Origin of the sequence: Frankia sp. AiPa1 (assembly GCF_023243075.1) — a bacterium.
Taxonomy (GTDB): Bacteria; Actinomycetota; Actinomycetes; order Frankiales; family Frankiaceae; genus Frankia.
The window spans coordinates 51,213-77,253 of sequence record NZ_JALKFZ020000127.1 but is presented as its reverse complement, the minus strand read 5'-3'; the positions used below and the strand labels follow the sequence as shown (position 1 = coordinate 77,253).

Below are 26,041 nucleotides of genomic sequence, written 5' to 3'. Positions count from 1 at the left end.
GTGGCGTGGCGTTCCGGCTGGTCGGCCGGGCAAGCCTTGACGCCTCTGGGGGCGGGGGCTAGCGTCAGTGCACCAGTGGACCAAACGGTACAAAACTGCTGTGCACCGCTGCGATGTGGCTGTGGGAGACATGGATCAGGCTGACGTCGACATCGTGATCGTGGGAGCGGGCGTTCTCGGGATCAACCAGCTCTACCGCGCCCGCCGCGACGGGTACTCCGTGCTGTTGCTGGAACAGGGCGGCGGCGTCGGAGGAACGTGGTACTGGAACCGCTATCCGGGCTGCCGCTTCGACTCGGAGAGCTACACCTACGGCTATCTGTTCTCCGAACAGCTCTGGCGGGACTGGGAATGGAGCGAGGAGTTCGCCGGCCAGCCCGAGACCGAGCGTTACCTCAATCATGTGGTCGACCGGTTCGATCTGCGCCGTTACATCCGCCTGGGCAGCCGGGTCACGTCCGCTGAGTGGGACGAGGCCACGCGGACGTGGACGACGCGGACCGAGGACGGCTTCGAGGCCCGCTCGACCTACCTGATCAGCACGACCGGCGTGCTGTCCGTGCCGCAGTACCCGGATGTGCCCGGCCGGGAGACCTTCGCGGGGGAGCAGCACCACACCGGAGCCTGGCCGGACTCGCCGGTGGCCATCGAGGGCCGGCGGATCGCGGTGGTCGGCACCGGGTCCAGCGGGGTACAGATCGCGCCCGTGGTCGCCGAACAGGCGGCGTCGGTGACGGTGTACCAGCGCACCCCGTCGTGGTGCACGCCGCTGAACAACCATCCCATCACCGCGCGCCAACAGGCCGAACTGAAAGAGAGCTTCACCCGGATCCGCGACGCCCTCGCCGTGGCGGTCGCCGGATTCCTGCACGAGTCCTCCGGGCGGCGGACCTTCGATGATTCGAAGGAACAGCGCTGGGAGTTCTACGAGACCATCTGGAACAGCCCCGGATTCGCCAAGCTGAGCAGCAACTACGAGGACATGATGCTCGACCCGAAGGCGAACGGGGAGTGGTGCGAGTTCCTCGAGGAGAAGATCCGCGCCCTCGTCGCGGACCCGGCGGTCGCCGACCTGCTCGTGCCTGACCACGGCTATGGCGGGTTACGGCCGCCGTTCGTCACCGGGTACTACGAGATGTTCAACCGGCCGAACGTCGAGCTCGTCTCCACCCGCCGCACACCGATGCTCCGCCTCACCGAGACCGGCATCGAGACGACGGACGGCCTGCGTCCCTTCGACCTCGTCGTCTGGGCCACCGGCTTCGACTTCGGCACGGGTGCGATGCGGCGGATGGGCATCCGCGGCGTGGACGGGCTGCCCCTGAACGAGTACTGGGCGGACGGCCCGCGTACCTTCCTGGGCGTTATGTGCCACCGTTTCCCCAACTTCTTCTTCCCCGGCGGTCCGCACGGGGCGGCCGGGAACAACCCCCGTTACGGCGGGGACCAGGTCGACTTCGTTGCTGACCTGCTCAACCACGCCCGAGACCGGGGCGAGCGCCGGGTCGAGGTCCCGCTCGAGACCGAGCGGCGCTGGGCGGCCACGATGGAGAAGGCGCTGCCGCGGTCCACCTTCGTGGAGCACGGCCAGTACTACGGGACGAACGTGCCCGGCAAGCCCCGCCGGTTCCTGCTGAACCCGGCGGGACGGCCGGTGCTGCTGCGGGTGATGGCGAAGACCATCGAGGGCGGCTATGCGGGCTTCCTCGACTGACCGCGCCGTGCCCAGCACGGCCGGCCGGCCGGCCGGAGCCGGCGGGCCGTGCTGGGCGGCGCGGTCAGATGAACACAAGCTCGCGGCTGGCGAACAGCCAGGCGTTGCCGCTGCGGCGCAGGTGGTCGGTGTAGCGGCCGACGATGCGAACCGCCCAGTGGCCCTCCTTGCCCCTGGTCAGGAAGACCAGGTCGCTCGTGGCCGTGGCGGCGTCGCCGTCGAACTCGGTGATCAGCGTGTTGCCCACGAGGTGCCGCTGGGCCCGCCCGGGGGGGAGGGCCGCGTACGTCGCGCGGATTCCGTCGTGGCCGCGGGCGATGTCCGCGCCCGGGAACGACGCCCACCCGTCGGGCAGGAACGTGGCGACGATGTCCTCGGTGCGACCGTCGTCCACCGCCTGCGCGTAGGTCGCGATCGTGTCGCGGATGCGGGCGGCGGCGTCGGCGTACTCGGTGCTCATCGGCCCGGGCCTTTCTTCCAGGATTGGACTGACCGGTCAGTTTGCAACGCTATCTCAGGCCATGACGCAGAGGAACGGTAGGCAGACCATGGGCGGGTTCACCTTTGACGGGCGCGTGGTGGCCGTGACGGGCGCGGGGCGGGGCATCGGCCGGGCCTACGCGGAGCTGCTGGCGCGCCTCGGCGCGAAGGTGGTCGTCAACGACCTTGGCGCGGCGGCTGCCGGCGCCGGCAGCGACCCGGCTCCGGCGAACCGGGTGGTCGAGCGGATCCTGGCCGCCGGCGGCGCCGCGGTGGCCGACCACGCCGACGTCTCGACGGCCGAGGGTGGACAGTCGATTATCGACACCGCGCTCGGGGAGTTCGGCCGGATCGACGCGGTCGTCAACAACGCCGGGAACATGATCTGGGCCGGTCTGCCCGAGGTCGACCTGGCCACCCTCGAACGGTTGCTGGACGTGCACGTCAAGGGCGCGTTCAACACCGTGCGGGCGGCCTGGCCGCAGATGCTGCGCCAAGGCTATGGTCGCGTCGTGCTGACGACGTCCATCGGTATGTTCGGCCTGCCGGACAACCTTGGCTACGCCACGGGGAAGGCGGCCCTGCTCGGGATGGCCCGGAGCATGTCGGCGGCGGCCGGCGAGCGGGACATCCGGGTCAACTGCATCGCCCCGAACGCGCTTACCCGCCTTGCCGGCAAGCCGGGGGACGCTCCGGCGAACGAGGGGTTCCGCCCCCCACCCGAGCTGAACCCGGCCGCCGTCGCACCCATGGTCGCCTATCTGGCGCACGAGGCGTGCCAGGCCCGCGGCGAGGTGTACGTCGCCGGCGGGGGACGCTTCGCCCGGCTCTTCCTCGGCGTGACCGAGGGTTACGTGAGCGCCGAACCGGCGCGGGCGAGCGTCGAGGAGGTCGCCGCCAACTGGGAGACCATCAACGACGAGAAGGGGTACTACGTGCCCACCGATCCAGTGGACTGGTCCGAGCACTTCATGGCGCACCTCCACCAGCCGGACTGAGCCTGATCAGCCGGACCGAGCCGTGGTGCACGGCGCTGCCCGTGCGGGCTGGCGCTACCCGCGGTCGCCCGGCGGGCCCGGGCGCGAGGCCTGCGCTCCCACCTGACGGGCCGAGCCCGCGGCCGGTCGGCCGTGGTCCGTCTACTCCATGGCCCATCGACCCTCTGGCCCATCGACCCTCTGGCCCATCGACTCCGGCGAACCTCACCGGGGCCGGTCGGCTGTCTGGCGAGGACTGCTTTACGCTGTTAAGCTCGCCTACCCCTGAATGTTGTGCGCTCAATGTTGGTGGAAGTGTTCCGCGCCCGTGCCGCCGGTCGCTGTCGACACGTCAATGGAAGATCGGACCGGGGGATGCTATCGTTCCGGCCGGCTGGGGAGTTGACGAACGGGTGGCATCCAAGGGGCTCTCGCCGGGGGGCTCGGGTCGCTCGGACAGGTCGCTCGGACAGGTTCCGCCAAGATGGCCCTCCTCGGTGTCCGGAAACACCGACGGCGCTGTCGAGCCGGTTGATACCTCCCATGAGAACAGTGCCCCCGCGAAGTAGTGAAGGGCGCGAGAAGCAAGGAGCAGTACCCTGTGAAATACATACGCCGCTTATCAGTCCTCGCTGTCGCGCTGGGTCTTGCGCTGGTCGCGTGCTCGAACGCCTCCTCCGGTGGCGGTGGCGGTGGTGGTTCCACCGGCTCGGCCCCGGCGAACTCCGCGAACGGCGCGCCCGGCGTCTCAGCCTCGGAGATCCGGTTCGCCGCGCTCGGCACGAACTCCAACAACCCACTCGGCACCTGCGTGCTGGACTGTTACGCCCAGGGCGTCAAGGCCTACTTCGCCTACCAGAACAGCAAGGGCGGTGTCTTCGGCCGCAAGCTCGTCCTGTCCAAGTTGGTCGACGACCAGCTTGGACAGAACAAGCAGGGCGCACTGCAGATCATCACCGCGAATGACACGTTCGCCACGTTCAGTGCGCCGCAGCTGGCCACCGGGTGGCCGGACCTCGCGAAGGCCGGCATCCCGAACTACGCCGACCCGTACTTCCCGGCAGACATGGCCGGCAAGGACTCGGCCTACTCGACCGTCGGCATGAACTGCATCGAGTGCACCAGCCGGACCTATCCGTACGCGGCACAGCTCCTCGGCGCGAAGAAGATCGCCGCCCTCGGGTATGGCGTCTCGGAAAACTCCAAGCAGTGCGTCAACTCGGTGGTCGCCACGACCAAGCTGTACGCGGCCCAGACCGGGCAGTCGGTCGTCTACTCGAACAACTCCCTGCCCTTCGGCCTGCCGAACGGCATCGGCCCCGAGGTGTCGGCGATGAAACGCGCCGGCGCGCAGGCGATCATGCTCTGCATCGACCTGAACGGCGCGAAGACCGTGGCCACGGAACTGCAGCGCCAGGGCGTGTCCAACGCCAAGCTGGTCATGCCGAACACCTACGACAAGGACTTCCTGGCGAAGGCCGGCAACCTGTTCGACGGTGACATCGTCGGCACTCCGTTCGTGCCCTTCGAGGCGAACCCGAAGGGCTCCGGCCTGGCCGACTTCCTCAGCTGGGTACCCAAGACCGGTGGCAAGCTGACCGACTACGCGATGTACGGCTGGGTCTCCGCAGACCTCGCCTACCAGGGCATCAAGGCCGTCGGACCCTCCTTCACCCGCTCCTCGGTGATCGCCGCCACCAACAAGCTCACCGACTACGACGCCGGGGGCCTGGTCGTCCCGGTCGACTGGTCGCGCCAGCACCAGGCACCCACCCAGTCCGACCCGATCACCCACGGCCCCAAGCTGGAGTGCTTCGCCTTCCTGAAGGTCGTGAGCGGCAGCAAGCTGCAGATCGTCGGCGGAACGAACGACAAACCGTTCGCCTGCTGGGAGACCGCCAAGCGCAACTGGTACCAGCCGGTACCGACCAGTTTCGGTAGCTGACGCTGATCTGACGCGGGCTCGGCTGCTGTCCAGACGGACAGCAGCCGAGCCCGCACCCATGCTTAGCCGCGCCGGACAGCTGCTTGCAGCGCTTCGAGCGCATCGTCGGCGTGGCGGCCCATCGCGAACTCGGAGTCGATCCGGGCCAGCACGATGTGGTCGATGCCCACGACGAAGGTGGACCGCTTGTTCGGGCCGCGCTTGCGCCGGACGCCGAAGGCCTCGGCGATGCTCCTGTCCGTGTCGGCCACCAGCGGGAATCCGAGCGAGTGCTTGGCGCTGAACTCCGCCTGCTTGGCCACGTCGTCGGCGCTGACGCCCACGATGCCCGCTCCGACCGCCTCGAACTCGGCGGCGAGATCGCGGAAGTGGCAGCTCTCCTTGGTGCAGCCGTAGGTCATCGCCGCGGGGTAGAAGAACACCACCAGCGGACCCTTGGCGAGCAGGTCCGAGAACTTCAGCTCGGCCCCGGTCTCATCGACCCCGGACAGCTCCCCTACCTTGTCTCCCACGTTCATGGCGATCCTCCACTCGCACGATGTACCTAAATATGCACCCAGGTCGGTAGCGTAAACGGTATGTGGCCGCGGTGCAGGCCGTGGCCCGCCTGCGGTCAGTCGCCCGCGGTCGCGGGTGCGGGACGGCGGGCGCGCCCCGGCAGCGACGTCGCGCAGACGATCGCGCCGACCAGCAGGATCCCCCCGCTTGCCACCAGCGCGAGGCGGGTCCCGGCAGCGGTCGTCGCCCCCTGTCGCAGCAGGATGCCGAGGATGGCGACGCCAAGCGCCCCACCGACCTGCCGAGCGGAGTTCAGCGCACCCATGCCCGTTCCGGTGAGCTCGGTCGGGACGGAGCCGACCACCGCGGCAACCAGGGCCGGCAGTGCGAAGGAGATGCCGACCCCGAGTACCAGCAGGCCCGCGGCGGTCGTGGTCACCGCCGCCACCGAGCCGCCCGTGGACGGCGCCAGGAGGGCAACGCCCACCGCCATCTGCACAAAGCCGAGCGTGGCCGGCCGGCGCGGCCCCATCCGGGCGACGAGCCGGCCGGTGAACATCGGGTTGACGGCGGTCGGAACCGTGAGCGGAAGAAAGGCCAGCCCCGACCCGAGCGCCGAATACCCACGGGCATCCTGGAAGTACAGCGAGAGTACGAACAGGAGCCCGGACAGCGTGAAGGTGGCCAGCAGCCCGGCGCTCAGCGCGGCGCAGAAGCCGCGACTGCGAAACAGGTGCAGCGGGAGCATCGCCGCGCCGGCGGCCCGTGCCTCGACCGACCCGAAGAGCACGGCCGCGAGCACCGCGCACCCGAACGCGCCGATGACCTCACCGTCGACCCAGCCCCGTTGCGGGCCCTCGACCAGGACGTATATCAGTCCGGCCAGGGCGAGGACGCCGCTCGCCTGGCCGGGCAGATCCAGGCTGCCGCGCGGTGCGGGTGCGGTCCGTGGCGCCAGGCGCACGGTGATGACGAGGCTCGCCAGTGCCAGCGGCACGTTGACCAGAAAGACCGCACGCCAGCCGAACGTCTCGGTCAGGACGCCGCCGATCACCGGCCCCGCCGCCAGCGCGGCACCGGTGATCGCAGCCCACGACCCGACCGCCCGCGCCCGCGTGGCGGGATCGTCATGGGCCCGGGTGAGCAGCGCGAGCGATGCCGGCAGCAGCAGTGCCCCAGCGAGCCCAAGCGCGACGCGCAGGGCCACCAGCGTGGCAAGGTCGGTCGCGGTGGCCGAAATTCCCGACAGCACGCCGAACGAGGCGAGCCCGCAAAGGAACACCCGTCGGCCGCCGAAACGATCCGAAAGCCAGCCGGCGGTGAGCAGCATAGCGGCGAAGGACACCGTGTATCCATTGCTGACCCACTGCAATCCGGCGAGGCCGACGTCCAGGCTCCGAGAGACAGCGGGCAGCGCGACCGTGACGACCGTCAGATCCAACAGCACCATGAAATAGCCCAGGGAAAGGCCGAGCAGAAGTATCCGCGACAGCTTTTCTGGCGCTGGGTATGACGGCCCGTTCGCAGGATTCTCCCGCTGGCCGTGAGTGCTTTCCCGTGGCTGCGTTCCTGGTGTCGAACGGGGTGGTTCCGGCCCTGGTCGCGCCGTCGGTTCTGACTGTGCTGACATCTGGCCTCCCGGGTGTCCGCCGCAGGCGGTCAGGCCCGGAGTTCTCGACGGGCGGGGCGGCGGTGCACCCATTCAATCGACCATGCGGTGTACCGGACCGGATCTCGCCACCGGAATTCCCGGTGCACGACATCGGCTGATCCGATGGTCGCGGTATCGGCGGGTAGCCTGGCACGCGGGATCAACGGACGGGCACGGGGAGCGCCGGGGCGGCACACCTGCGGCACGGATAGCGGAACACGGATCGGGGAACACGGATTGGGGGCGCGGGCTGTGGAGCTCAGACAGCTACGGACGTTCGAGGCCGTCGCCCGGACACTCAGCATCACGCAGGCCGCGCGGGAGCTGCACTACGCACAGTCAAGCGTGAGTGACCAGGTGCAGGCCCTCGAGCGTGACCTCGGCACCCCCCTGCTCGATCGCACGCGGCACCGGATTCGGCTCACCGTCCAGGGCAGGGCGCTGGCCGACTATGCCGGCCGGATCTTCGGCCTCGTCGAGGAGGCCCGATTCGCCGTGGCCCAGCCAAACCCGGATCTTGCCGTCGGCGCGCTCGAGACGCTCAGCGCCCACCTGCTGCCGGACGTCCTCGCCCGGTACTGCGCGCGCCATCCAGGCGCGCGGGTCCGGGTGGCGCAGGCCAGTCGGGGCGAGCTGTACCAGCAGGTGCGCCGCGGCGAGCTGGACGCGTGCCTGACCTTCGGAGATCCACCGCCGGACGCTTCACTGCGTGCGCGGACACTCAGCACCGAACCGCTGGTGGTCATCGTTGCGCCGGCGCACCCACTCGCCGGCCGCGGCCGGGCAAGCCTCGCGGACCTTGCCGCCGAGCCGTTTATCGCCACCGAGCCCGGCTGCGGCTTCCGCGAGATGCACGACAACGCCTTCGCCGCGGGGAGGGTCGTCGGGACCTGCCGTGCCGCGCAGCCGGTGGCGGTTGTCTCGAGCATCGGCACGCTGCGCGGCTGCGTCGCTGCGGGCATGGGCTGCGCCCTGCTGCCTCTGGTCGCCGTACGCGCGAACGCCGAGCGCGGCGAGGTGGCTCTGGTCGAACTGGACGACATCGCCCTGGACACTGCCGTCACCCTGACCTGGCTCGCCCGCAACGCCGCCCACCCCGGCCTGCTCGCCTTCCGGGCAGTTCTGGGCGACCACCTGGCCGAACCAGCGCGTTGATCCTGAGACAACCGTCGGCCAGGACTACGGCCAAGGTGCGGCGGAGCCGCCCGCCGCCATGCGGTTGGTCACCCGCGCCAGCTGCGCTGCGTTCGATTCATATGCGCGGGGCTCGACCCGCAGACGCGGTGTTCAGGACCTGCCCGCGTTCCTCGTGGTAGGCCGGCGTCGGGTGTCCTGGCGGGCCCTGCACCAGGTATGACGGCGATCCGATGATTATCGCCGAGTGGGAGGAAATCACGCTGGGATCCGCGCGTTATCCACCTCGCTGTTGATATTCCGGGGTGGGTGGTGTAGATGGCGGGGGCGGTCGAGAACCAGACAACAAGGTCCCCGGATGTCGGTTGAGAGGGCGCCATGAACCCGATACGGTTGATCCCGCCTCGGGGAGTCCCTCCCGGTGCCGGCGCCGTTCGTCCGCGTCGCCGAAGAGGTCCTGGTGCGAGGGCAGATGGTGTTTCGCTTCAATCCACCTCCCGGTTGGCCTGTTCCCCCGCCGGGCTGGGTTCCGCCGCAGGGCTGGCAGCCCGATCCGGCGTGGCCCGCACCGCCCCCGGGATGGAGCCTGTGGCTGGATGATTCCGCGGTGGCCGGCGCCGGGCCCGCGACCGGCTGGGCCCCAGCGGTTCCCGGCGCTGGCGCCGGGTGGGTCCCGGCCGCCTCGGCCGGCTGGGCGGCCTCGCGCTCCGTGCCCGGCTGGGGCGTACCGCCGCCGGCCGGTGCGCCGCGGGCGGCTTCCTCATCCTGGAAATGGGCGCTGGGTGGAGGGGCAGCGGTGTTCCTCGGCTCACTGCTGCCCTTTGTCACCTACACCGACCTCTACGGCTACACGGTTGTTCCCGGGGCGCGGCTGATATCGGCGGTCTTCGGGGCGATTCTCGCTGGTCTCGCGCTTGGTGCGGGCCTCGCCTCCCGGACTCAGGTGTTTTATGGGCTGGTCCTGCCCGCCGGGCTTCTGGGTGCGCTCGGTTACGGGACTTTCATCCTTCTCGGGCTCACTGGTGTTCACAACGACGAGGAATCCGCCTTCGGCGCGTCGAGAACGGTCACCGTCCACTTCGACCCGAACATCGGCGTGACCTGCTGTCTGGCCGGTTGCATCGTCACTGCCGGCGCCGCGATCGTCGGGTTGCGCAGCAGTAGCCTTCGCTCTGGGTGAGGATGGAGCCATGGCCGCATCCACCTCCTCGTTCGACCCCCATGCGCTGCTTGCGCAGAGCCGCCTGGGCGTCCTCGCCACCACCCGGACCGATGGCCGCCCCCAGCTGTCGCCGATCCTGCCGTTCTACGACCAGTCGGCGGGCGTCATCCTCATCTCGACCCGGGCTGGACTGGCCAAGACGGCGAACCTGCGCCGCGAGCCCTGGGCCGCCCTGGAGGTCACCGGCCCCGACGGCCGCTCGTGGGCGACAGCCGAGGGTCCGGTGACGATCACCGGCCCGGGCGCGGACGAGGCCAGCCCCGAGGTGCGGGCGCTCGTCGACTACTACCGCCGCGCCGCCGGCGAACATCCCGACTGGGACGAGTACCGCGCGGTGATGGTCTCCGACCGCCGCGTCCTGCTCACCCTCACGGTCGAGCGGGTCTACGGCCAGTCCCTCTGAGGGCGCACCCGGCCATATCGCGGCCGGAGGCCGCGGGTCCAGTGCGAGAATCGTTTTCCGGCCAGGCAATACACGTGACCACAGCCGGATCCCCTGACGTGATAGTTGTCACGTACGTCGGCAATCATCCGTGATCGCCATGCCGGTTCGGCGAGATGCCGCAGGTGAGCGCGGGATTCCCGGTGCACCGCCGGCGTTGCGCGGCCGTCCGTGGGGGTCGCTGGGGCCGGCCAGTCGATAATGAGTCGGCAAGATGACAGTCCCACGGTATGACTGTCCCGTGGCCGGCGTGCCGGCCCTCGCGCGAGCGGGCTATGTTCGCATTGGTGTTCGCACTGGCCGGTTCACAGGGACCGGCCAGGTGCTGGCACGGACTCCGAAGGGTGGCCGGACTCGCTGGACTGCCGTCTGAGGGGTTTGGCTGGTCGGTGGCCCGTGCGACGGTGTCGGCCGACCGCCAGGTAGCCGCCAGGTTACCGCCCGGCTAGTTGTCTCTGCACATAAAGCATATCGGCGCGGTCCGTCCGCCGCCTGTACATCCGCCCTCAGCAGCCGCACACCGTGGCCCTGATCAGGAGAACTGATGAAGACCATTGCCGAGTTCGCCATCCGCCGCCGATGGCTTGTCATCGTCGGCTGGCTGGTGGTGATCGTCGCGGCCCAGGGCATCGCCGGTGCGATGGGCGGGTCGGCCTACAAGGACACGTTCAGCCTCCCGCACACCGAGACCGCGAAGGTCGCTGACCTGCTCAAGGCCGGCAACCTGGACAACCGGAACGGCGCCGTCGGAACCGTCGTCCTCAAGAGCAGGAACGGGGACCTCAAGTCCGAGCCGTCCGCGGTCAAGCCGGCCCTGATCGACCTGTGCGCGTCGCGTGATCATGTTGCGTTCATCGCCACGCCATGGCAGTCGATCAGCTGCGCCGAGAGCGACAAGCCGACGGCCGGAAACCCCCAGCTGCTGAACACCGCACGTGGGTCGACCACCGCGCTGGTCTCGATCACGTGGGAGAACAACCACTACGAGCCGGAGCTCTTCAAGAACGCCTACGACTCGCTGAAGAAACTCGACAGTAACTCGCTGCAGGCCGAGTTCACCGGCAACGCGTTCTCGGGCATCGGGCAGAGTCAGGGCGGCGGCGGCGCCTCGGTGTTCATCGGCTTCGGCGCCGCACTGATCATTCTGGCCATCGTGTTCCGCACCGTGGCGGCGACGGTGCTGCCGCTGGCCAGCGCCGTGGTAGCGCTCGTGAGCGGCCTTGGCCTGATCTACATCCTCAGCCACGCGATCAGCGTCTCCAACATCACGCCATATCTGGCGGAGCTGATGGTGATCGGTGTCGGCGTCGACTATGCGCTGTTCATCGTGACCAGACATCGGCGCAACCTGCGCCGCGGCATGCCGGTCCCCGAGTCGATCGTGTCGGCGATCAACACGTCGGGCCGGGCCGTGCTGTTCGCCGGTACCACCGTGTGCATCGCCATTCTCGGCCTCATCGCGCTCGGCGTGAGCTTCTTCAACGGCATGGCGGTGGCGACGGCCCTCGCGGTCGGGCTCACCATGGCTGCGTCGCTGACCCTGCTGCCCGCACTGTTGAGCCTGTTCGGGCTGAAGGTGCTGACTCGCAAACACCGGGCTGCCGTGCGCGCCGGGCAGTTCGTCGGTAACACGCAGGTCGGATTCTGGGCCCGCTGGTCGGAGTTCGTCGCCCACAACCGCATCGCCGTCGCCGCTGTCTCCGGGGCGATCATCGTCGCGCTCGCGGTCCCGTTCTTCTCGCTGCAGCTCGGCGCCAGCGACCAGGGCAGCGATCCGAAGAGCTCCACCACCCGGTCCGGCTACGATCTGATCGCCTCCGATTTCGGGGTCGGGTACAACTCCGCGCTGGAAGCCGTCGTCAACGGCCCCGGCGCCTCCGACAAGGCCTTCCTGCAGAAGGTGTCCCAGACGCTGGCCGCCGAGCCGGGCATCGACCGGGCGAGCCTGAGTACCCTCCCGCTGGCCAAGGACATCGCGTTCGTCTCGTTCAAGACGACCACGTCGCCCCAGTCGGAGAAGACCTACACGCTGGTCCGGCACCTGCGCTCGGACGTGCTGCCGCCGCTGTACAAGGGCACGGCGAACCAGATCTACACCTACGGTGACACGGCGATCAACGTCGACTTCGCCAAGGTGCTCGCCCGCAAGCTGCCGCTGTTCGTCGGGGTCGTCGTCGGGCTGTCGTTCCTGCTGCTGCTGCTCGCCTTCCGTTCCGTGGTCGTCCCGCTGACGGCCGCGGTGATGAACCTGCTGGCCGCCGCGGGTTCCTTCGGCCTGATCGTGGCGATCTTCCAGTACGGCTGGGGCTCGGACGCCCTCGGTGGCGGGCCCGGTGGCCCGATCGACGCCTGGATCCCGGTCATGCTGTTCGCGATCCTGTTCGGCCTGTCCATGGACTACCAGGTGTTCCTCGTCAGCCGGATGCACGAGGAGTGGGTCCACACCCGGGACAACAAGCGGGCGGTCACCGTCGGCCAGGCCGAGACCGGCGGCATCATCACCGCCGCCGCGCTCATCATGATCGCGGTGTTCCTCGGCTTCCTGGTCTCCCCGGGCCGGCAGATCAAGATCTTCGGCCTGGGCCTTGCATCGGCGGTGTTCCTGGACGCGTTCATCCTGCGGACGATGCTGGTGCCCTCGCTCATGCACATCATCGGGAAGCCGAACTGGTTCTTCCCCCGCTGGCTGGACCGGATCACCCCACGGGTGTCCGTCGAACCGCCCGACGACGACGTCACCCCGTCCACGGACAGCGCGGCCCGGACCCCGCCCCAGTCCGGGCCGCACGACCAGGCCATCAACGTCTGACCATCGTGCGCGTCTGACCATCGTGCGCGGTTGATCGTCGTGCGCGGCTGATCGTCACGCGGAGGGGACCATCGCGTATCGCGACTGACGGTAGATTGCCCGGCCCCGGAGGGTGTTCGACTCCGGGGCCGGCTCTGCGTTCGGGAGGGCTCGGCCGGGCACCCGACCCGCGCGACGCGCACGCGCCGCACGTGCGGCGGGCGAGGACAGCCCGCGGGCTGCTCAGTAACCGATCGCCTCGCGGACGAGGATCACCGTGCCGCGCTCGGGGAACACCTCGCGCTCCAGGATGAGGATTCGGCCGATGACCGAGCCCTGGTTGTACCGCTCCTGGAGCCGCTGGTGTTCACGCGGCAGGCTGTACGTGTGCAGACGGCGTAGTCCGGTCTCCACGTCGGGCATGATCTTCTGCGCGCCGACGACCCAGTAGGCGAGCTTCGCTCCGCTGGCATAGGGCGCGAACTGGCTACCGCTGGCGGAGGCGACGAGCAGCTGGCCGTTCTCGGTCACCGCGTGGACGCTGCCGACCACGACCTCGGGAGTCGCGCCCAGCCGGATGGTCGCCCAGAGGTCGTCGGGCGTGGGTGGGCCAGCCTTGGCCCGCACCGAGACGAACTCGCCCGACTCGTCGATGTCGGCGGTGATGCCCGAGAGCTCGAGCGTCTGGCTGGAGGCGGTGAAGATCTCCCGGTCCCGGGGGAGCAGCTCGGCGAGCAGCGCCCGGGCGTCGGCAACGGTGTCCACCACCCGGACGATGAAACCGTTGGCGCGCAGCGCGGTGACCGCGCGCTCGAGTGCGGCCTCGTCGGCGGGCACGGCAAAGGACTCGTCGGCGAGCAGGGCAGGAGAGCCGGCGGAGGCCGTCTCGTCGGCGGCCGCCGCGTCAAGGGCCGCCGCGTCGAGGGCCGCCGCGTCGAGGGCCGCCGCGTCGAGGGCCGCCGCGTCGAGGGCCGCCGCGTCGAGGTCCGCTGTGCCGAGGGTCGCTGTGTCGGAGTCCGGTGAGTCGATGGTCATCGTCGATCCTTCGGTCGCAGGGCGGCAGGGCCGAAGATCCGCAGGGCGGTCGGGCCCGGCCGGACCGGGGCGAGCGGTCCGCCACGCCGGAGTTCCCGGTGGAAACTGGCCAAAGTCTCGACAAGATAATGGTCCAGTGGAAGACGGCACTTTTTTCTGCCTGGGTTACCCGGAGGGAACCGTGACGATGCCGGACGAGGGCGAGGGCGAGGGCGAGGGCAAGGCGGGCGAGGCGGGCGAGGCGGCCCAGCACCAGATAGCGGCCGCGTTGGCCGCGCGGGGTGAGGCCGTGTGCCGGGTGCGGGACGTGCTGGACCGCATCGGCGATAAATGGTCAATATCGGTGGTGTACGAGCTGGGAAGTGGCGTCCGGCGGTTTTCGGAGCTGCGCCGCGCCGTGCCGGGTATCAGCCAGCGGATGCTGACCTCGACGGTGCGCGGCCTGGAGCGGGACGGGTTCGTCAACCGCACCGTCCACGCGACCGTTCCACCACGCGTGGACTATGTCCTTACGCCGCTGGGCGAGAAGCTCCTGGACAACGCATCGGGCCTCATGGCCTGGCTGCTGGCGCACGCGGACGAGATCCAGGAGGCCCAGCAGGAATACGACACCCGAAGGGGGTAAGACGTGGTCCGCCCCGGTCCCCACAATGTGGAGACCGGGGCGGACCAGATACCGCGAGCTGGTCAGGTGCTCAGGCCGGGCTTGTTGGCTGCCGGACCGAATTCGGGCGTGGCGTGGTAGTCCACGTCACCGGCGAGCTCTGGATAGTGCAGGTCGAATGCGGGGCGCTCGGAGCGGATCCGCGGCAGCGTGGTGAAGTTGTGCCGCGGCGGCGGGCAGGACGTCGCCCATTCCAGCGAGTTCCCGCATCCCCACGGATCGTCGACCGTGACGATCGGCCCCTTGCGGTACGAGATCCAGAGGTTGAACAGGAACGGCAGGGTGGAGAGCGCGAGGATCACGCTGCCCAGTGACGAGATGGTGTTCAGTGTGGTGAAGCCGTCCTGCGCGCTGTAGTCGGCGTAACGGCGCGGCATGCCCTTGACGCCGAGCCAGTGGTCCACAAGGAACGTCGAGTGGAAGCCGACCAGCATCGTCCAGAAGTGAATCTTGCAAAGTCGCTCGTTCATCATCCGGCCGGTGACCTTGGGGAACCAGAAGTAGATCCCGGCGAACCCGGCGAACAGCAGGCCGGCGACCACATAGTGGAAGTGGCCGACGACGAAGTAGCTGTCACTGACGTGGAAGTCGACCGGCGGGCTCGACAACAGGACGCCGGTGAGACCACCGAACAGGAACGTCACCAGGAAGCCGACGGCGAACATCATCGGCGGCTCGAAGGTGAGCTGGCCGCGCCACATCGTGCCGATCCAGTTGAAGAACTTGACCCCGGTCGGTACCGCGATCAGGAACGTCAGGATCGAGAAGAACGGCAGCAGCGCCGCACCGGTCACGTACATGTGGTGCGCCCACACCGCGATCGACAGGCCGCCGATGCCGATGGTCGCGTACACCAGGCCCTTGTAGCCGAACAACGGCTTGCGGGAGAACACCGGGAGGATCTCGGTGATGATCCCGAAGAACGGCAGGGCGATGATGTAGACCTCGGGATGCCCGAAGAACCAGAACAGATGCTGCCACAGGATGGACCCGCCGTTGGCCGCGTCGAAGACATGTGAGCCGAACCGGCGGTCGCACTCCAGCGCGATGAGCGCGGCGGCGAGCACCGGGAACGCGATCAGCACCAGGATCGACGTCACCAGGACGTTCCAGGTGAAGATCGGCAGCCGGAACATCGTCATGCCCGGTGCCCGCAGGCACAGGATCGTCGTGATGAAGTTGACCGCGCCCAGGATCGTGCCCAGACCCGAGACGGTCAGCCCCACCAGCCACAGGTCACTGCCGAGCCCCGACGAATACGCCGAGTTCGACAGCGGCGTGTAGGCGAACCAGCCGAACGAGGCGGCACCGTTCGGCGTGAGAAATCCGAAGATGACCGTCAGGCTGCCAAAGAAGAAGAACCAGAACGACATCGCGTTCAGTCGCGGGAACGCGACGTCCGGTGCGCCGATCTGCAACGGGATCAGATAGTTCGCGAACGCGAACGCGATGGGCGTCGCGAACATCAGCAGCATCAGCGTGCCGTGCATGGTGAAGAGCTGGTTGTACTGCTCGTTCGAGACGAACTGCAGACCGGGTCGCGTGAGCTCGGCCCGCATGAACATGGCCAGGACGCCAGCGAACGCGTAGTAGACAAGTGACGTCAGGGTGTACATCACCGCGATGTCCTTGTGCGACGTCGTCCGCAGATAGTGCAGCGGCGAACCCAGCGCCTTCGGCGGGGCCTCGTCGTCCGGCGGGTCCGCGTGCCCGGCCGGTGTGTCGTGCACCAGTGTCACAATCCGCTCCCGATGGTGTTGCCGCTGCCGGCACTGGCGGGCGCGGCATCACCATCGGGTGTCACGACCGCCGCCGGGCAGCCACAATCAATGTGTTGTTATCGCCAGCGGGGACGGGCCCGGCGGTCAGACGGCCCCGCGCCGCCCGGCTCGGCGCGCCGGCCGAGAAACCTGCCGGCGCACGTCACGCTATCCAGGTGCCGGTTTCCCCGGCCTTGGCGGACGTCCCACGCCCAAAGGAAATCCGGCACACCGAATCAGCGTAGAAGGTCCCGCTCTCTCGGCCCCACCATCGGGTCCCGCACTTTTCGGCGATTTTCCGACCGCTTTCCGGCTGTGTTCATCGCCACGGCGGGATTTGAGGTCGGCGGGTGGAGATCCGCCAGGCCCGTCATCAGGCTCGTTCGACTGGTGGACGGCCGAGTGCGTGCCGGCCCGCGGTCCGTGCCGGCCGGTTTCGACTCAACGGATGTCGTCGGTCGAGGTAGCGCCAAGGAGCGCCGCTCGACAGTCGACCGCGTAACGTGACTGATCGAGTTCCAGGAGTCGCCGGTGTGGTGCTTCCGTGTGAGCGTGCGGGCTCGGGCCGAGGTGATGTGACGACAGCCAGGCGGCGCACGGCGATCGGAACGCGGACCACTGCTGGACGAAAGCACGCGGTCACGCGAGCCCGGCGGGTGACCATCGGGCCGTAGGGTGACGGTGATGGGCGGCGGCGGAGTGCGGCCCCGGTGAGGGGGAGGGGGCGCGAGTGGCGCGCAGCTTCAACACGGCTGGCCCCAACCGCCCGGACCTGAACTACACGATTCCCGCGCTGTCCCGGCTGCCCGAGGCTCCCGCGCTCGTCGAGCAGATGGGCTACTTCGTCGTCCACGCGCCGCGCCAGACCGGCAAGACGACCGCGCTGCGTGCGCTGGCAGCCGAGTTGACCGCCGCCGGCAGCCATGCGGCGCTGCACTTCTCCTGCGAGACCGGCCAGGTCGCCGAAGACGACTACGCTGCCGCGCAGCGCGCGATCCTCCTGCAGATCCGCACCGAAGCCGAGACGGCACTTCCCGCCGCGCTCCGTCCGCCGGCCTGGCCGGAAGCCGCGGGCGAAGGACTGCTCACTGTCGGCCTGACCGCGTGGGCGCGGGTTTGCCCTCGTCCGATCGTGCTGTTCTTCGACGAGATCGACGCGCTGCGTGGGCAGAGTCTGATCAGTGTGTTGCGCCAGCTTCGGTCGAGCTACTCGCGCCGGCCCGATGATTTTCCGGCGTCTGTCGTCCTGTGTGGCCTGCGGGACGTCCGCGAGTATCGCCTGGCCTCGGGCGGCGACCCGGCCAGGCTGGGCACGTCGAGTCCGTTCAACATCAAGGTGGAGTCGCTGCGGCTGGGGGACTTCACCCCCGGCGAGGTACGGGAGCTGTACGGGCAGCACACCGCCGACACCGGGCAGGAGTTCACCGGTGGCGCGATGGAACGGGCGTTCGAGCTGACCGTCGGGCAGCCCTGGCTGGTCAACGCGCTGGCCCGGGAGGTTGTCGACAAGATCGGTGTGCCGCGGACCGAGCCCGTCACGGCCGAGCACATGGACCAGGCGAAGGAGCGGCTGATTCTCGCTCGCGCCACCCATCTGGACTCGCTCGCCGCCAGGCTCGCGGATCCGCGCGTCCGGCGGGTGCTGGAACCCGTGCTCGCCGGCACCGTGGTGAACCTCGACGCCTACGACGACGACCTGACCTACGTCCGCGACCTCGGGCTGATCGCCCAGAACAATCCGGTCCGCGTCGCCAACCCGATCTACCGGGAGGTCATCGCTCGCGTTCTTGCCGACGGTGTCGAGGCCGTCGTCCTGGCTGATCCGCGCACGTTCGTACTGGCCGACGGGCGGTTCGACATGGACCGGATGATCCACGAGTTCGCCGATTTCTGGATGGAGAACGGCGAAATCCTCGCAGCCGGCCGGCGCTATCCGGAGGCCGCTGCCCAGCTGGTCTTCATGGGGTTCCTGCAGCGCGTCGTCAATGGTGGAGGTTACGTTGGGCGCGAATACGGAATCGGACGTGGCCGCATCGACCTGCTGGTCCGATGGCCCTGGCGGACGCCCGAGGGCAAGCGCCACTGGCAGCGGGAGGCGGTCGAGCTGAAGGTGCGCCGGGAGCACCAGGCCGATCCGCTGCCGGCCGGGCTGCGCCAGCTCGACGGGTACCTGGACCGCACCGGTCTCGACCACGGCGTACTTGTCGTGTTCGACAGCAGGCCAGGCGCCCCGCCCATCACCGAACGCACCACCATCACCGCCATCACCAGCCCCGGGGGCCGGCCCGTCACCCTGCTGCGAGCCTGAACACCGCGCCCTCGCCGAAGGGATCCAGGCCGGCCCGGGAAGGGGAGTGGTGATCGGCTCTGCCGGCTGTCGGCCACCCGTCCGATCCACGGGTGTCCATACTGGCCGCGATGGTCTCGCGTCCGCCCCTCGCGAGTCGGTCGACTGCGGTGACTCCAGGCCGTCCGGCCCGGGTCCGTCCTACTCGGCGGCCGGCTGGCCCGCGGCGGGGCGCAGGGTCTCCCAGTAGCCGCACAGGGCGGCCTTGAGCTCGCGGATCACCGCGGGTCGCTCGGTCGGGGCCGCCGCGACGATGCCGGGCAGCACCCCGGTGAAGATCTGGAACGACACGTTCGCCGCGAGGTGGCAGGCGTCGGCCGCGCGCTGCGGCGCGATCGCGGCGATCAACGCGTCCACCGGGTCGCAGATCGCCGCGTGCAGCGCCCGGGTCGCGTGCGCGAGCTCGGGGGAGACGTTGGAGCCCGCCAGCAGGGCCTTGGCCGCGGGATGGGCGACGTTCAGCTCGATGACGGGGTCGACGACCCAGTCGATGATCTCGGCGGTGGGCCGGGTGGCGAGGCCGGCCGGGAGGATCTCGCCCCTGGCCCGGCCGGCCGCCCCGTGGGCACCCGAGGCGACCGCCACGTCGCCGGAGCCGCCATGGCGGTCGAGGTACCGCAGGTAGCGCGTGGCGAGGGCCTCGGCGATGGCCTGCTTGTTGGCGAAGTACTGGTACAGCGAGCCCGGCGAGATGCCGGCCCGCGTCGCGATCAGATTTGTCGTCACACCGTCGTAGCCGATCTCGTCGATGGCGGCTTCGGCGGCGTCCAGGATCGACTCGGCGCGTCGGCGGCCACGTTCCTGCCGTCGTGGCGCCGCCCGCGCACCAGGGTCCGCCCCCACCTGCGCGCCAGCGGCTGAAGCCGGGCCACGTGGCGTCACCGAGTCACCCCTCCTTGACTAATGCGAGCAATCGCTCGTATTCTGTGGTCGCCCTGCAACGCGAGCAGTTGCTCGCATCTTAGCTGTCAAGGAGACCCAGATGAACGGCTCGACGCTGCGTGGCCGGACCGCGATCGTGACCGGCGCGTCCAGCGGGATCGGCCGTGCCATCGCCGAGCGGCTGGGTGCTGCCGGCGCCGCGGTCCATCTCGTTGGACGGACCCGCGAACCGATGGCAGCCTCGGCCGCGCGCATCGTGGACGCCGGCGGCACGGCGACGACGGCCGTTCTCGACGTCCGCGACGGCGATGCCCTCGCCGCACTGGTCGACCAGATCGCGGACAAGGCCGGCCGACTCGATGTGATGGTCAACAACGCCGGGATCGCCAGCAACCGTCCCATCCTCGTCGAGGAGCCGCCCGCCGCCCGCGAGATGCTGGAGGTCAACGTGCTCGCGTTGCTCGCCGGCTGCCGCGCCGCGGTCGCGGCCATGCGCCGCACCGGCAGCGGCGGGCACATCGTCAACATCTCGTCCACGGCGGCCCAGCGTCCGGACTTCGGCGTCTACGGCGCCACGAAGGCGGCGGTGAGCTATCTGGGGGAGGGGCTGCGCCAGGAACTCGAGGCCGACGACATCCGCGTCACCACGCTGCTGCCCGGGGCGGTCGCGACCAACGTCGTGCGCAACTTCACCCCCGAGACCATCGCGGTCGTCGGCGAGCTCGGCGGAGCCGCCCTCGACATCGCTCCCGGCGAGCGTCTCCCGGACGACGTCCTCGACGCCGCGCAGGCCGCGCTCTCCACGCACCTCGCCCGGCCGGACGACATCGCCGACGCGGTCGTGTACGTCCTCGGTACCCCGCTGCGCCTGAACATCCCCGAGATCGTCGTGCGCCCCGCCCAGACCCTGCGCGTCTGAGTGCCGTGCTTCGACCGGTGGTCACCGGGACTGGTGATGGTCAGTGCAGACGGGTGAGGGCGTCCTGGAGGGCGGCGCCGGCGTCGGCGGTCACCGGGTCGCCGTGGCCGAAGCAGGCCATCGTGGGGTTGAGAGCGGCCTGGCGGCGCAGGGAGGTGATGGCGGCGTCCCGGTCGATGTTGAAGACGCCGAGGATGACCTGGTCATCCGCGCTGCGGGCAACGGTGTCGCCGGTAAACAGGACGCCATGGTCAGGTAGGTAGAGGGCGACGCTGCCGGGGGTGTGGCCAGGCACGGCGATGGCCTGCGCGCGCCCACCGACGTCGAGCACGTCGCCGTCGTCCAGCTCGCGGTCCACCCGCACCGGGGCGGGCGTGGGTATGGTGCCGCCGCTGACCTGGTCGAAGATCGGACGTTCCCAGTCGAGTAGGACGGGCGGGGCGCCGGGCACGTCACCGCGGATCACGGGTGCGTCGGCCCGGTGGGCGCAGATGACGACGTCGCCCCAGGCGGCGACCTCGTTCGCCGCGCCCACATGATCGTGGTGGAAATGGGTGAGGACCAGCTGGCGCACCTGCGCCGGGTCGCGGCCGAGGCGGCGGTTCGCGGCCGCGATCCGCGGGCCGGAGCCGGTGACGCCGCAGTCGACGAGCGTCATGCCGTCGTCGTCCAGCCAGAGATAGGCGTGCCCGACCGGAAACCGTAGGAAGTACAGGCTGGGCAGCAGCATTCTCAGCTCCGCTGTGCTCAGCTCGCTCGCACTCATGGGGCGGACGGTAGGAGGGCTGGCATCACTCCACCAGACGATTGCGCCGTGCGCGGATCTGCTCGTGGCAGAGACGCGGCCCCGCGGACGGGGCGGAAACCATGTCTGTTCCGACTGCGCGAACAAGATAATCAACGGCGTTGACAGCGACTCCGCGCATTTGATCAACGACGTGCCGGCCCGCTACACGGTGGTTTGCCGCCGCGACCTGAGGAGGAACAGCAGGAGGGTCGCGGCGACGAGAACCAGGACGCCGGCCTCGGTCAGGATGCTCTCGAGCGCGTCGGGCGCCGGGTTCAGACCATGTTCGGCGAACCCGAAGACGCCGACCGTCCGGGACAGGACGAAGCCGACCAGCGCGCCGCCGGCAAGGCCCGCCGCCGCCAGCCGCAACATGAGCGATCCGGACAGCAGCAGCAGGAACGCCACCGCGAACGACCCGCTTTCCTGCAGCAGGAACATCGTGCCGACCTTCGGGATGACCCGGTAGCCGGTTCGGTAGAGGTCCAGGTGGATGTAGCCGCTGGCGGCCAGCAAGGCGGCGATGCCGAGCCGTCCGGCGAGGTCGGCCCACTGCGCCGGGCGCGCCGGCGCCCACGCTGGCTGCCATCCCGGTGTCCGTGCGCGGACCGCCGCGCTGCCGGCGCCGCCCGTGCCGACCGATTCCTCGCCGCGCTCCATGTCGAGTCTCACCCTCACTCCGCTCTGTTCGGGCGCCTGCCCGGCGCCGTGGTGGGGGCCGGGCAGGACTCCAGGTCGGGCCGCTTCCCACGGCCTGTTCGCCAACAGATAGCGGTAGGGGTTACTCGTGGCTGTGGCTGTGGCTGTGGCGCGGCGGCTGGCGGTCTCGGCGGCGTGGCTGCCGGCGGGAGCCACGCAAGCTCGCCGAGCGCGATGTGGCGGTCGACCGCGCGCTGAGCTGGCTGCCAGCCGTGAACCTGGGCAGTCCGCTCCCGTTACCAGGCGGTCAGACCTGCCTGCTGACCGCCTGGTGATCCGGGTAACTCCCGTTCGCGCCGCGCCTTCTCGGAGGTGTGCTTCCTGGATGCCGGGCCCGGCTGGCCTGGCTGACCCGCCGAGGTGGCGCCGTAGAGGCCGATCGCCAGCAGGCTTGTGGTTCCCGCAGTGTAGATGTCGGCGCCGTGCGGCCGCCCCGTCCGGACGGCATGGCGCGCGGGACGCGGGGGACGAGCGGGCGCGACACCTGATCCAGGTGGTATGTCTGACCAGGTTGCCCCGAACCTACTGCGTTGCGGCCAGCCGGCTGCCGGGGCCGGGCTCGAGGCGCAGCCGGGGACGAGGGCCGAGTTCATGCCCGTCGTCGCAGGTGAGGACGAGCCGCACCGGCGCGCCGCAGTCGGCGTGGCGGGGCACTGCCGGCGGGCCGTCCGGGCCGGCGAGGTGGCGGTCGCCCCAGGCCAGGAAGGCCAGGAGGATGCCGGCGAGCTCACGGCCGGGGCCGAGCAGGCGGTACTCGTGCCGCTCGCGCGCACCATTGTCCCGATAGGCCACCCGCTCGACGAGCCCCGCGTCGACCAGGCGGGCGAGCCGCTGGGACAGGACGGTGCGGGCCACCCCCAGATGGCCGGCGAGCTCGTCGAACCGGCGGACGCCGTTTGCCAGGTCGCGTAGCACCAGCAACGACCAGCGGTCGCCGACGAGCGCCAGGGTCCGAGCGATGGAACAGGTCTCGCTGTCGTACGCGGTGAACGGCATCACCATCCCATCGTACGTCGGCTGAGTTGCCTTTCGATACTCAGCGGCCGTAGCGTGGATCGTATGACGACAGCACCCGAGACCAGCTCGGCGACAGCGCCCGGAGCCGAGCCAGCCGGGGGTGGCGTGCCCGCGGCCCAGGTGCCCGGGGCCAGGGCACCCGAGGCCAGGGCACCCGGGGCGGAGATTCCCGAGCCCGCGGCACCCGGGAGCGGGGCGTCCGGGGTACCGGAGCCCCGGCAGCGGACGTTCACGTGGTCGGATCCGGGTGCGGTGGTGGCCGGTGGGGCAGGCCTGAGCGGGGTGGAGTTCTTCACCGAGATCGTTGCGGGTCGGATCCCGCCGCCGCCGATCATGCAGGCTCTGGACCTCGACGGCGTCTCGTTCGGCGAGGGCACCGCCACGTTCCGCGTGACGCCGCAGGAATTTCACTACAACACGCTCGGCACCGTCCACGGCGGTGTCTTCGCGACGCTGCTGGACTCCGCCTGCGGCTGCGCCGTGCACACCCGGCTGCCAGCGGGTGTGTTCTACACCAGCCTCGACCTGTCGCTGAAGTTCCTGCGACCGGTCACCATCGACACCGGCCCGGTCACCGCGCAGGCCACCGTCACCCACCTCGGCCGGCGCACGGCCCTAGCCGAGGGCCGGTTGACCGACGCGGCCGGCAAGGTGTATGCCACCGCCACGAGTAGCTGCCTGATCATGCGTCCGGCGTAGTGTCGCGACCGCCAAGGCGGCCCGTGCGGTCCCGGTTCCGCGGAGCCGGGACGAGTGCGTCTGACGACGAGGGCGCTTTGGCAAGGACAGACAGGGCGTACGCCGCCAGCGGCGGTAGGAGCGTCCGGCACCTGGGCGGCGGCCTACGCCGGTGCGGCGGCCCGACCGGCGCCGAGAGTGTGCCAGAGGAACTCGTAGGTCAGCGCGGAAACGTACGCGAGCTGCTCGTTGTCGGCGGCGCCGCCGTGGCCACCCTCGATGTTCTCGTAATAGCGCACGTCATGGCCCTGTTCGCGCAGGCGGGCGACCATCTTGCGAGCATGGCCGGGATGGACACGGTCATCCCGGGTGGAGGTCGTCAGAAGCACCGGCGGATAACGCCGGTCGGCCCGGGTGTTCTGATAGGGCGAGTACTCCTGAAGGAACACCCAGTCGTCCGGGTCGTCGGGATCACCGTATTCGGCCACCCAGGACGCTCCGGCCAGCAGTTGGTGGTATCGGCGCATGTCCAGCAACGGAACCGAGCAGACGACGGCGCCGAACAGCTCCGGATAGCGGGTGAGCATCACGCCCATGAGCAGCCCGCCGTTGGAACCGCCCTCGGTGCCGAGCAGGCCCGGTGTCGTGATGCCGCGGGTGACGAGATCCCGGGCGACGGCGGCGAAGTCCTCATACGCGCGCGGCCGGTTCTCCCGCAACGCCGCCTGATGCCAGCCCGGGCCGTACTCGCCGCCGCCGCGGATGTTCGCGACCACGTACGTGCCGCCGCGGGCGAGCCAGGCGCGGCCGATCGTCCCACTGTAGGCCGGGGTGAGCGAGACCTCGAACCCGCCGTACCCGTACAGCAGGGTGGGTCCGGGACCCACGCCCGGTCCAGGCTCGCCCGCCTTGCCGGAGTTCTCCGGGTGTCCGGGGCTCGCGGGGTTTCCGGGGCCGACGACGAAATACGGGATGCGGGTTCCGTCGTCCGACACCGCGAAATACTGGTGGATGGTGTGCTCGATGGTGGAGAAGAACGCGGGCGCCTGCTTGAGGATCTCCGGCTGCCCGCTCCCATCCGTGCCGCTCGAATCTGGGCCACTTTTACGAGTGCCGGGATTCCCGGTGCCTGCCTCGGCGCGATAGAGGGTGGCGGGCTGCAGGTAGCCGCTGGCGGTGAGGAGGTACTCGTCGTCGTCGTCCGGATTGGTGTCGCTGACGTAGACCGCACTCGTGTCGGGCAGATCGGTGAGCGCGGTCCGCGTCCAGCCGGCCGGTGTCGGGGTGAGCAGAGTGAGCTTCGTCCGGACGTCCTGCAACGTGCCGAGGATCAGATGATGGCGGGTCCAGATATGGTATTCGAGTGAGGTGTGCTCGTTTGGTTCGAACAGGACCTCGAATTCGCGATGTCCCGCCAGAAAGGCGTCGAGGTCGGCGGCAAGCAGCGCCCCCGCCGGAAAGTCGCGTCCGCCGACCGTCCAGGAGGAGCGGGTCGTGACAAGTAGCCAGGTGCGGTGGATCGAGCTGTGCGCATCCTCCGGCACGTCAATCCGGACCAGCCCGGATGGAGTGCGCAGATACCGTTCGTCGCGGTAGAAGTCGATGCTGCGGACAATAACGTCGTGCTCGTGGCCCTCGGTCGGGTCATGGTAGGCGCCGACCGAGACGTCCTCCGGTTTGCCCTCGAACACGGTGACCGCCTCGGACAGCGCGGTGCCGCGCCGCCATTCCTGCACCAGCCGCGGATACCCGGAGGTGGTCAGCGAACTCCCGCCGACATCGGTGCCGACGTAGATCCGGTCCAGATCGATCCAGCCGACCGAGCTCTTGGCCTCGGGCAGCGCGAACCCACCGTCGACAAAGGACTTCTCGACCAGGTCGAACTCGCGGACCACCGCGGCGTCCGCGCCACCGCGGGACAGCCTGACCAGCGCCCGCCGGTGGCCGGGCCGCAGCACCTGTGCACCGTGCCAGACCCAGTTCTCGTCCTCGGCCGCGGCGAGCGCGTCGACATCGAGCACGATCTCCCAGTCGGGGGTCGCAGCGCGATAGAGCGGGAGCGTCGTACGCCGCCACAATCCGCGGGGATGCGCCGCGTCCCGCCAGAAGTTGTACAGGTGCTCACCGCGCCGGACCGGGTAGGGAATCCGGTCGTCCGCGTCCAGCACCTCGCGGATCTCGGTGCGCAGTGCGGTGAACGAGGCGGATCCAGCTAGGTCGGCGGCCGTCTCGGCGTTGCGCTCCCGCACCCAGGCGAGTACGTCCTGTCCGTCGATGTCCTCGAGCCACAGGTACGGATCGTCGTCAGCCACCCGTCCAAGTCTGCCCGAGTGCACCCCCCGCGCGCCCGCTCGCGGGGGAGCCTGAAACGGGGTACCCGGCGCCGGGAAGATCCGGCGCCG

General features: G+C 69.7%; 21 protein-coding genes. 11 read left to right on the top strand and 10 right to left on the bottom strand.

What is annotated here, in order from left to right:
* The first annotated feature begins 130 nt into the window (after positions 1 to 130).
* A complete protein-coding gene (locus MXD95_RS12525) occupies positions 131 to 1,714 on the top strand; it encodes a flavin-containing monooxygenase (RefSeq protein WP_250640819.1) in 1,584 nt (527 codons plus the stop codon).
* Positions 1,715 to 1,778: 64 nt separating this feature from the next.
* On the opposite strand, the gene MXD95_RS12520 is transcribed toward MXD95_RS12525, so the two are convergent.
* Positions 1,779 to 2,174 carry a nuclear transport factor 2 family protein gene (locus MXD95_RS12520; RefSeq protein WP_250640762.1) on the bottom strand — a complete coding sequence of 132 codons (396 nt, stop codon included), beginning with the start codon at positions 2,172 to 2,174 and terminating at the stop codon, positions 1,779 to 1,781.
* Between the two features lie 61 nt (positions 2,175 to 2,235).
* Here MXD95_RS12520 and MXD95_RS12515 point away from each other — a divergent pair, with 61 nt between their 5' ends.
* Both MXD95_RS12515 and MXD95_RS12510 read left to right on the top strand, forming a co-directional pair.
* A complete protein-coding gene (locus MXD95_RS12515) occupies positions 2,236 to 3,192 on the top strand; it encodes an SDR family NAD(P)-dependent oxidoreductase (protein WP_250640761.1) in 957 nt (318 codons plus the stop codon).
* A 580-nt stretch (positions 3,193 to 3,772) separates the two neighbouring features.
* Positions 3,773 to 5,116: an ABC transporter substrate-binding protein gene (locus MXD95_RS12510; protein WP_250640760.1), complete on the top strand. Its 1,344-nt coding sequence runs from the start codon at positions 3,773 to 3,775 to the stop codon at positions 5,114 to 5,116.
* 62 nt (positions 5,117 to 5,178) lie between these two features.
* Here the strand turns inward: MXD95_RS12510 and MXD95_RS12505 are convergent, their stop codons facing one another.
* Complete coding sequence (locus tag MXD95_RS12505; RefSeq protein ID WP_250640759.1) at positions 5,179 to 5,634, bottom strand: peroxiredoxin; 456 nt, start codon at positions 5,632 to 5,634, stop codon at positions 5,179 to 5,181.
* A 95-nt stretch (positions 5,635 to 5,729) separates the two neighbouring features.
* Positions 5,730 to 7,244 (bottom strand): MFS transporter, encoded by a 1,515-nt coding sequence (locus MXD95_RS12500; protein WP_285223615.1) that lies wholly within the window; start codon positions 7,242 to 7,244, stop codon positions 5,730 to 5,732.
* A 273-nt stretch (positions 7,245 to 7,517) separates the two neighbouring features.
* Here MXD95_RS12500 and MXD95_RS12495 point away from each other — a divergent pair, with 273 nt between their 5' ends.
* From MXD95_RS12495 to MXD95_RS12480, 4 genes are all read left to right on the top strand, one after another.
* The gene (locus tag MXD95_RS12495) at positions 7,518 to 8,420 is read left to right on the top strand and encodes a LysR family transcriptional regulator (protein ID WP_250640757.1); all 903 of its coding nucleotides are present in this window, start codon (positions 7,518 to 7,520) and stop codon (positions 8,418 to 8,420) included.
* Between the two features lie 586 nt (positions 8,421 to 9,006).
* Positions 9,007 to 9,579: a hypothetical protein gene (locus MXD95_RS12490; protein WP_250640756.1), complete on the top strand. Its 573-nt coding sequence runs from the start codon at positions 9,007 to 9,009 to the stop codon at positions 9,577 to 9,579.
* 10 nt (positions 9,580 to 9,589) lie between these two features.
* On the top strand, positions 9,590 to 10,024 hold the full coding sequence (locus MXD95_RS12485) for a PPOX class F420-dependent oxidoreductase (RefSeq protein ID WP_250640755.1): 435 nt from the start codon (positions 9,590 to 9,592) through the stop codon (positions 10,022 to 10,024).
* A 583-nt stretch (positions 10,025 to 10,607) separates the two neighbouring features.
* Positions 10,608 to 12,872, top strand: coding sequence for an MMPL family transporter (locus tag MXD95_RS12480; RefSeq protein WP_250640754.1), 2,265 nt, complete (start codon positions 10,608 to 10,610; stop codon positions 12,870 to 12,872).
* A 222-nt stretch (positions 12,873 to 13,094) separates the two neighbouring features.
* Here the strand turns inward: MXD95_RS12480 and MXD95_RS12475 are convergent, their stop codons facing one another.
* Complete coding sequence (locus tag MXD95_RS12475; RefSeq protein WP_250640753.1) at positions 13,095 to 13,886, bottom strand: LUD domain-containing protein; 792 nt, start codon at positions 13,884 to 13,886, stop codon at positions 13,095 to 13,097.
* 136 nt (positions 13,887 to 14,022) lie between these two features.
* Between MXD95_RS12475 and MXD95_RS12470 the strand changes: the two genes are divergently transcribed.
* Positions 14,023 to 14,511, top strand: a complete 489-nt coding sequence (locus MXD95_RS12470; RefSeq protein WP_308301484.1) for a winged helix-turn-helix transcriptional regulator — start codon at positions 14,023 to 14,025, stop codon at positions 14,509 to 14,511.
* Between the two features lie 62 nt (positions 14,512 to 14,573).
* Here the strand turns inward: MXD95_RS12470 and ctaD are convergent, their stop codons facing one another.
* Positions 14,574 to 16,289, bottom strand: coding sequence for an aa3-type cytochrome oxidase subunit I (gene ctaD, locus MXD95_RS12465; protein ID WP_250640752.1), 1,716 nt, complete (start codon positions 16,287 to 16,289; stop codon positions 14,574 to 14,576).
* Between the two features lie 751 nt (positions 16,290 to 17,040).
* On the opposite strand from ctaD, the gene MXD95_RS12460 reads away from it, so the two are divergent.
* On the top strand, positions 17,041 to 18,618 hold the full coding sequence (locus tag MXD95_RS12460; protein WP_250640751.1) for an AAA family ATPase: 1,578 nt from the start codon (positions 17,041 to 17,043) through the stop codon (positions 18,616 to 18,618).
* A gap of 180 nt (positions 18,619 to 18,798) precedes the next feature.
* Here MXD95_RS12460 and MXD95_RS12455 read toward each other — a convergent pair whose 3' ends face one another.
* On the bottom strand, positions 18,799 to 19,539 hold the full coding sequence (locus tag MXD95_RS12455; RefSeq protein ID WP_250640750.1) for a TetR/AcrR family transcriptional regulator: 741 nt from the start codon (positions 19,537 to 19,539) through the stop codon (positions 18,799 to 18,801).
* 100 nt (positions 19,540 to 19,639) lie between these two features.
* Here MXD95_RS12455 and MXD95_RS12450 point away from each other — a divergent pair, with 100 nt between their 5' ends.
* Complete coding sequence (locus MXD95_RS12450; RefSeq protein WP_250640749.1) at positions 19,640 to 20,458, top strand: SDR family oxidoreductase; 819 nt, start codon at positions 19,640 to 19,642, stop codon at positions 20,456 to 20,458.
* Positions 20,459 to 20,498: 40 nt separating this feature from the next.
* Here MXD95_RS12450 and MXD95_RS12445 read toward each other — a convergent pair whose 3' ends face one another.
* The 3 genes from MXD95_RS12445 to MXD95_RS12435 form a co-directional block, all read right to left on the bottom strand.
* Complete coding sequence (locus tag MXD95_RS12445; protein WP_250640748.1) at positions 20,499 to 21,224, bottom strand: MBL fold metallo-hydrolase; 726 nt, start codon at positions 21,222 to 21,224, stop codon at positions 20,499 to 20,501.
* A gap of 183 nt (positions 21,225 to 21,407) precedes the next feature.
* Positions 21,408 to 21,917: a hypothetical protein gene (locus MXD95_RS12440; RefSeq protein WP_250640747.1), complete on the bottom strand. Its 510-nt coding sequence runs from the start codon at positions 21,915 to 21,917 to the stop codon at positions 21,408 to 21,410.
* A 549-nt stretch (positions 21,918 to 22,466) separates the two neighbouring features.
* Positions 22,467 to 22,940 (bottom strand): winged helix-turn-helix transcriptional regulator, encoded by a 474-nt coding sequence (locus tag MXD95_RS12435; RefSeq protein ID WP_250640746.1) that lies wholly within the window; start codon positions 22,938 to 22,940, stop codon positions 22,467 to 22,469.
* A gap of 63 nt (positions 22,941 to 23,003) precedes the next feature.
* Here MXD95_RS12435 and MXD95_RS12430 point away from each other — a divergent pair, with 63 nt between their 5' ends.
* Positions 23,004 to 23,660, top strand: coding sequence for a PaaI family thioesterase (locus MXD95_RS12430; RefSeq protein WP_250640745.1), 657 nt, complete (start codon positions 23,004 to 23,006; stop codon positions 23,658 to 23,660).
* 143 nt (positions 23,661 to 23,803) lie between these two features.
* Here MXD95_RS12430 and MXD95_RS12425 read toward each other — a convergent pair whose 3' ends face one another.
* Entirely contained in the window at positions 23,804 to 25,951 is a 2,148-nt protein-coding gene (locus tag MXD95_RS12425; RefSeq protein WP_250640744.1) for a prolyl oligopeptidase family serine peptidase, read from the bottom strand.
* Positions 25,952 to 26,041 lie beyond the last annotated feature (90 nt).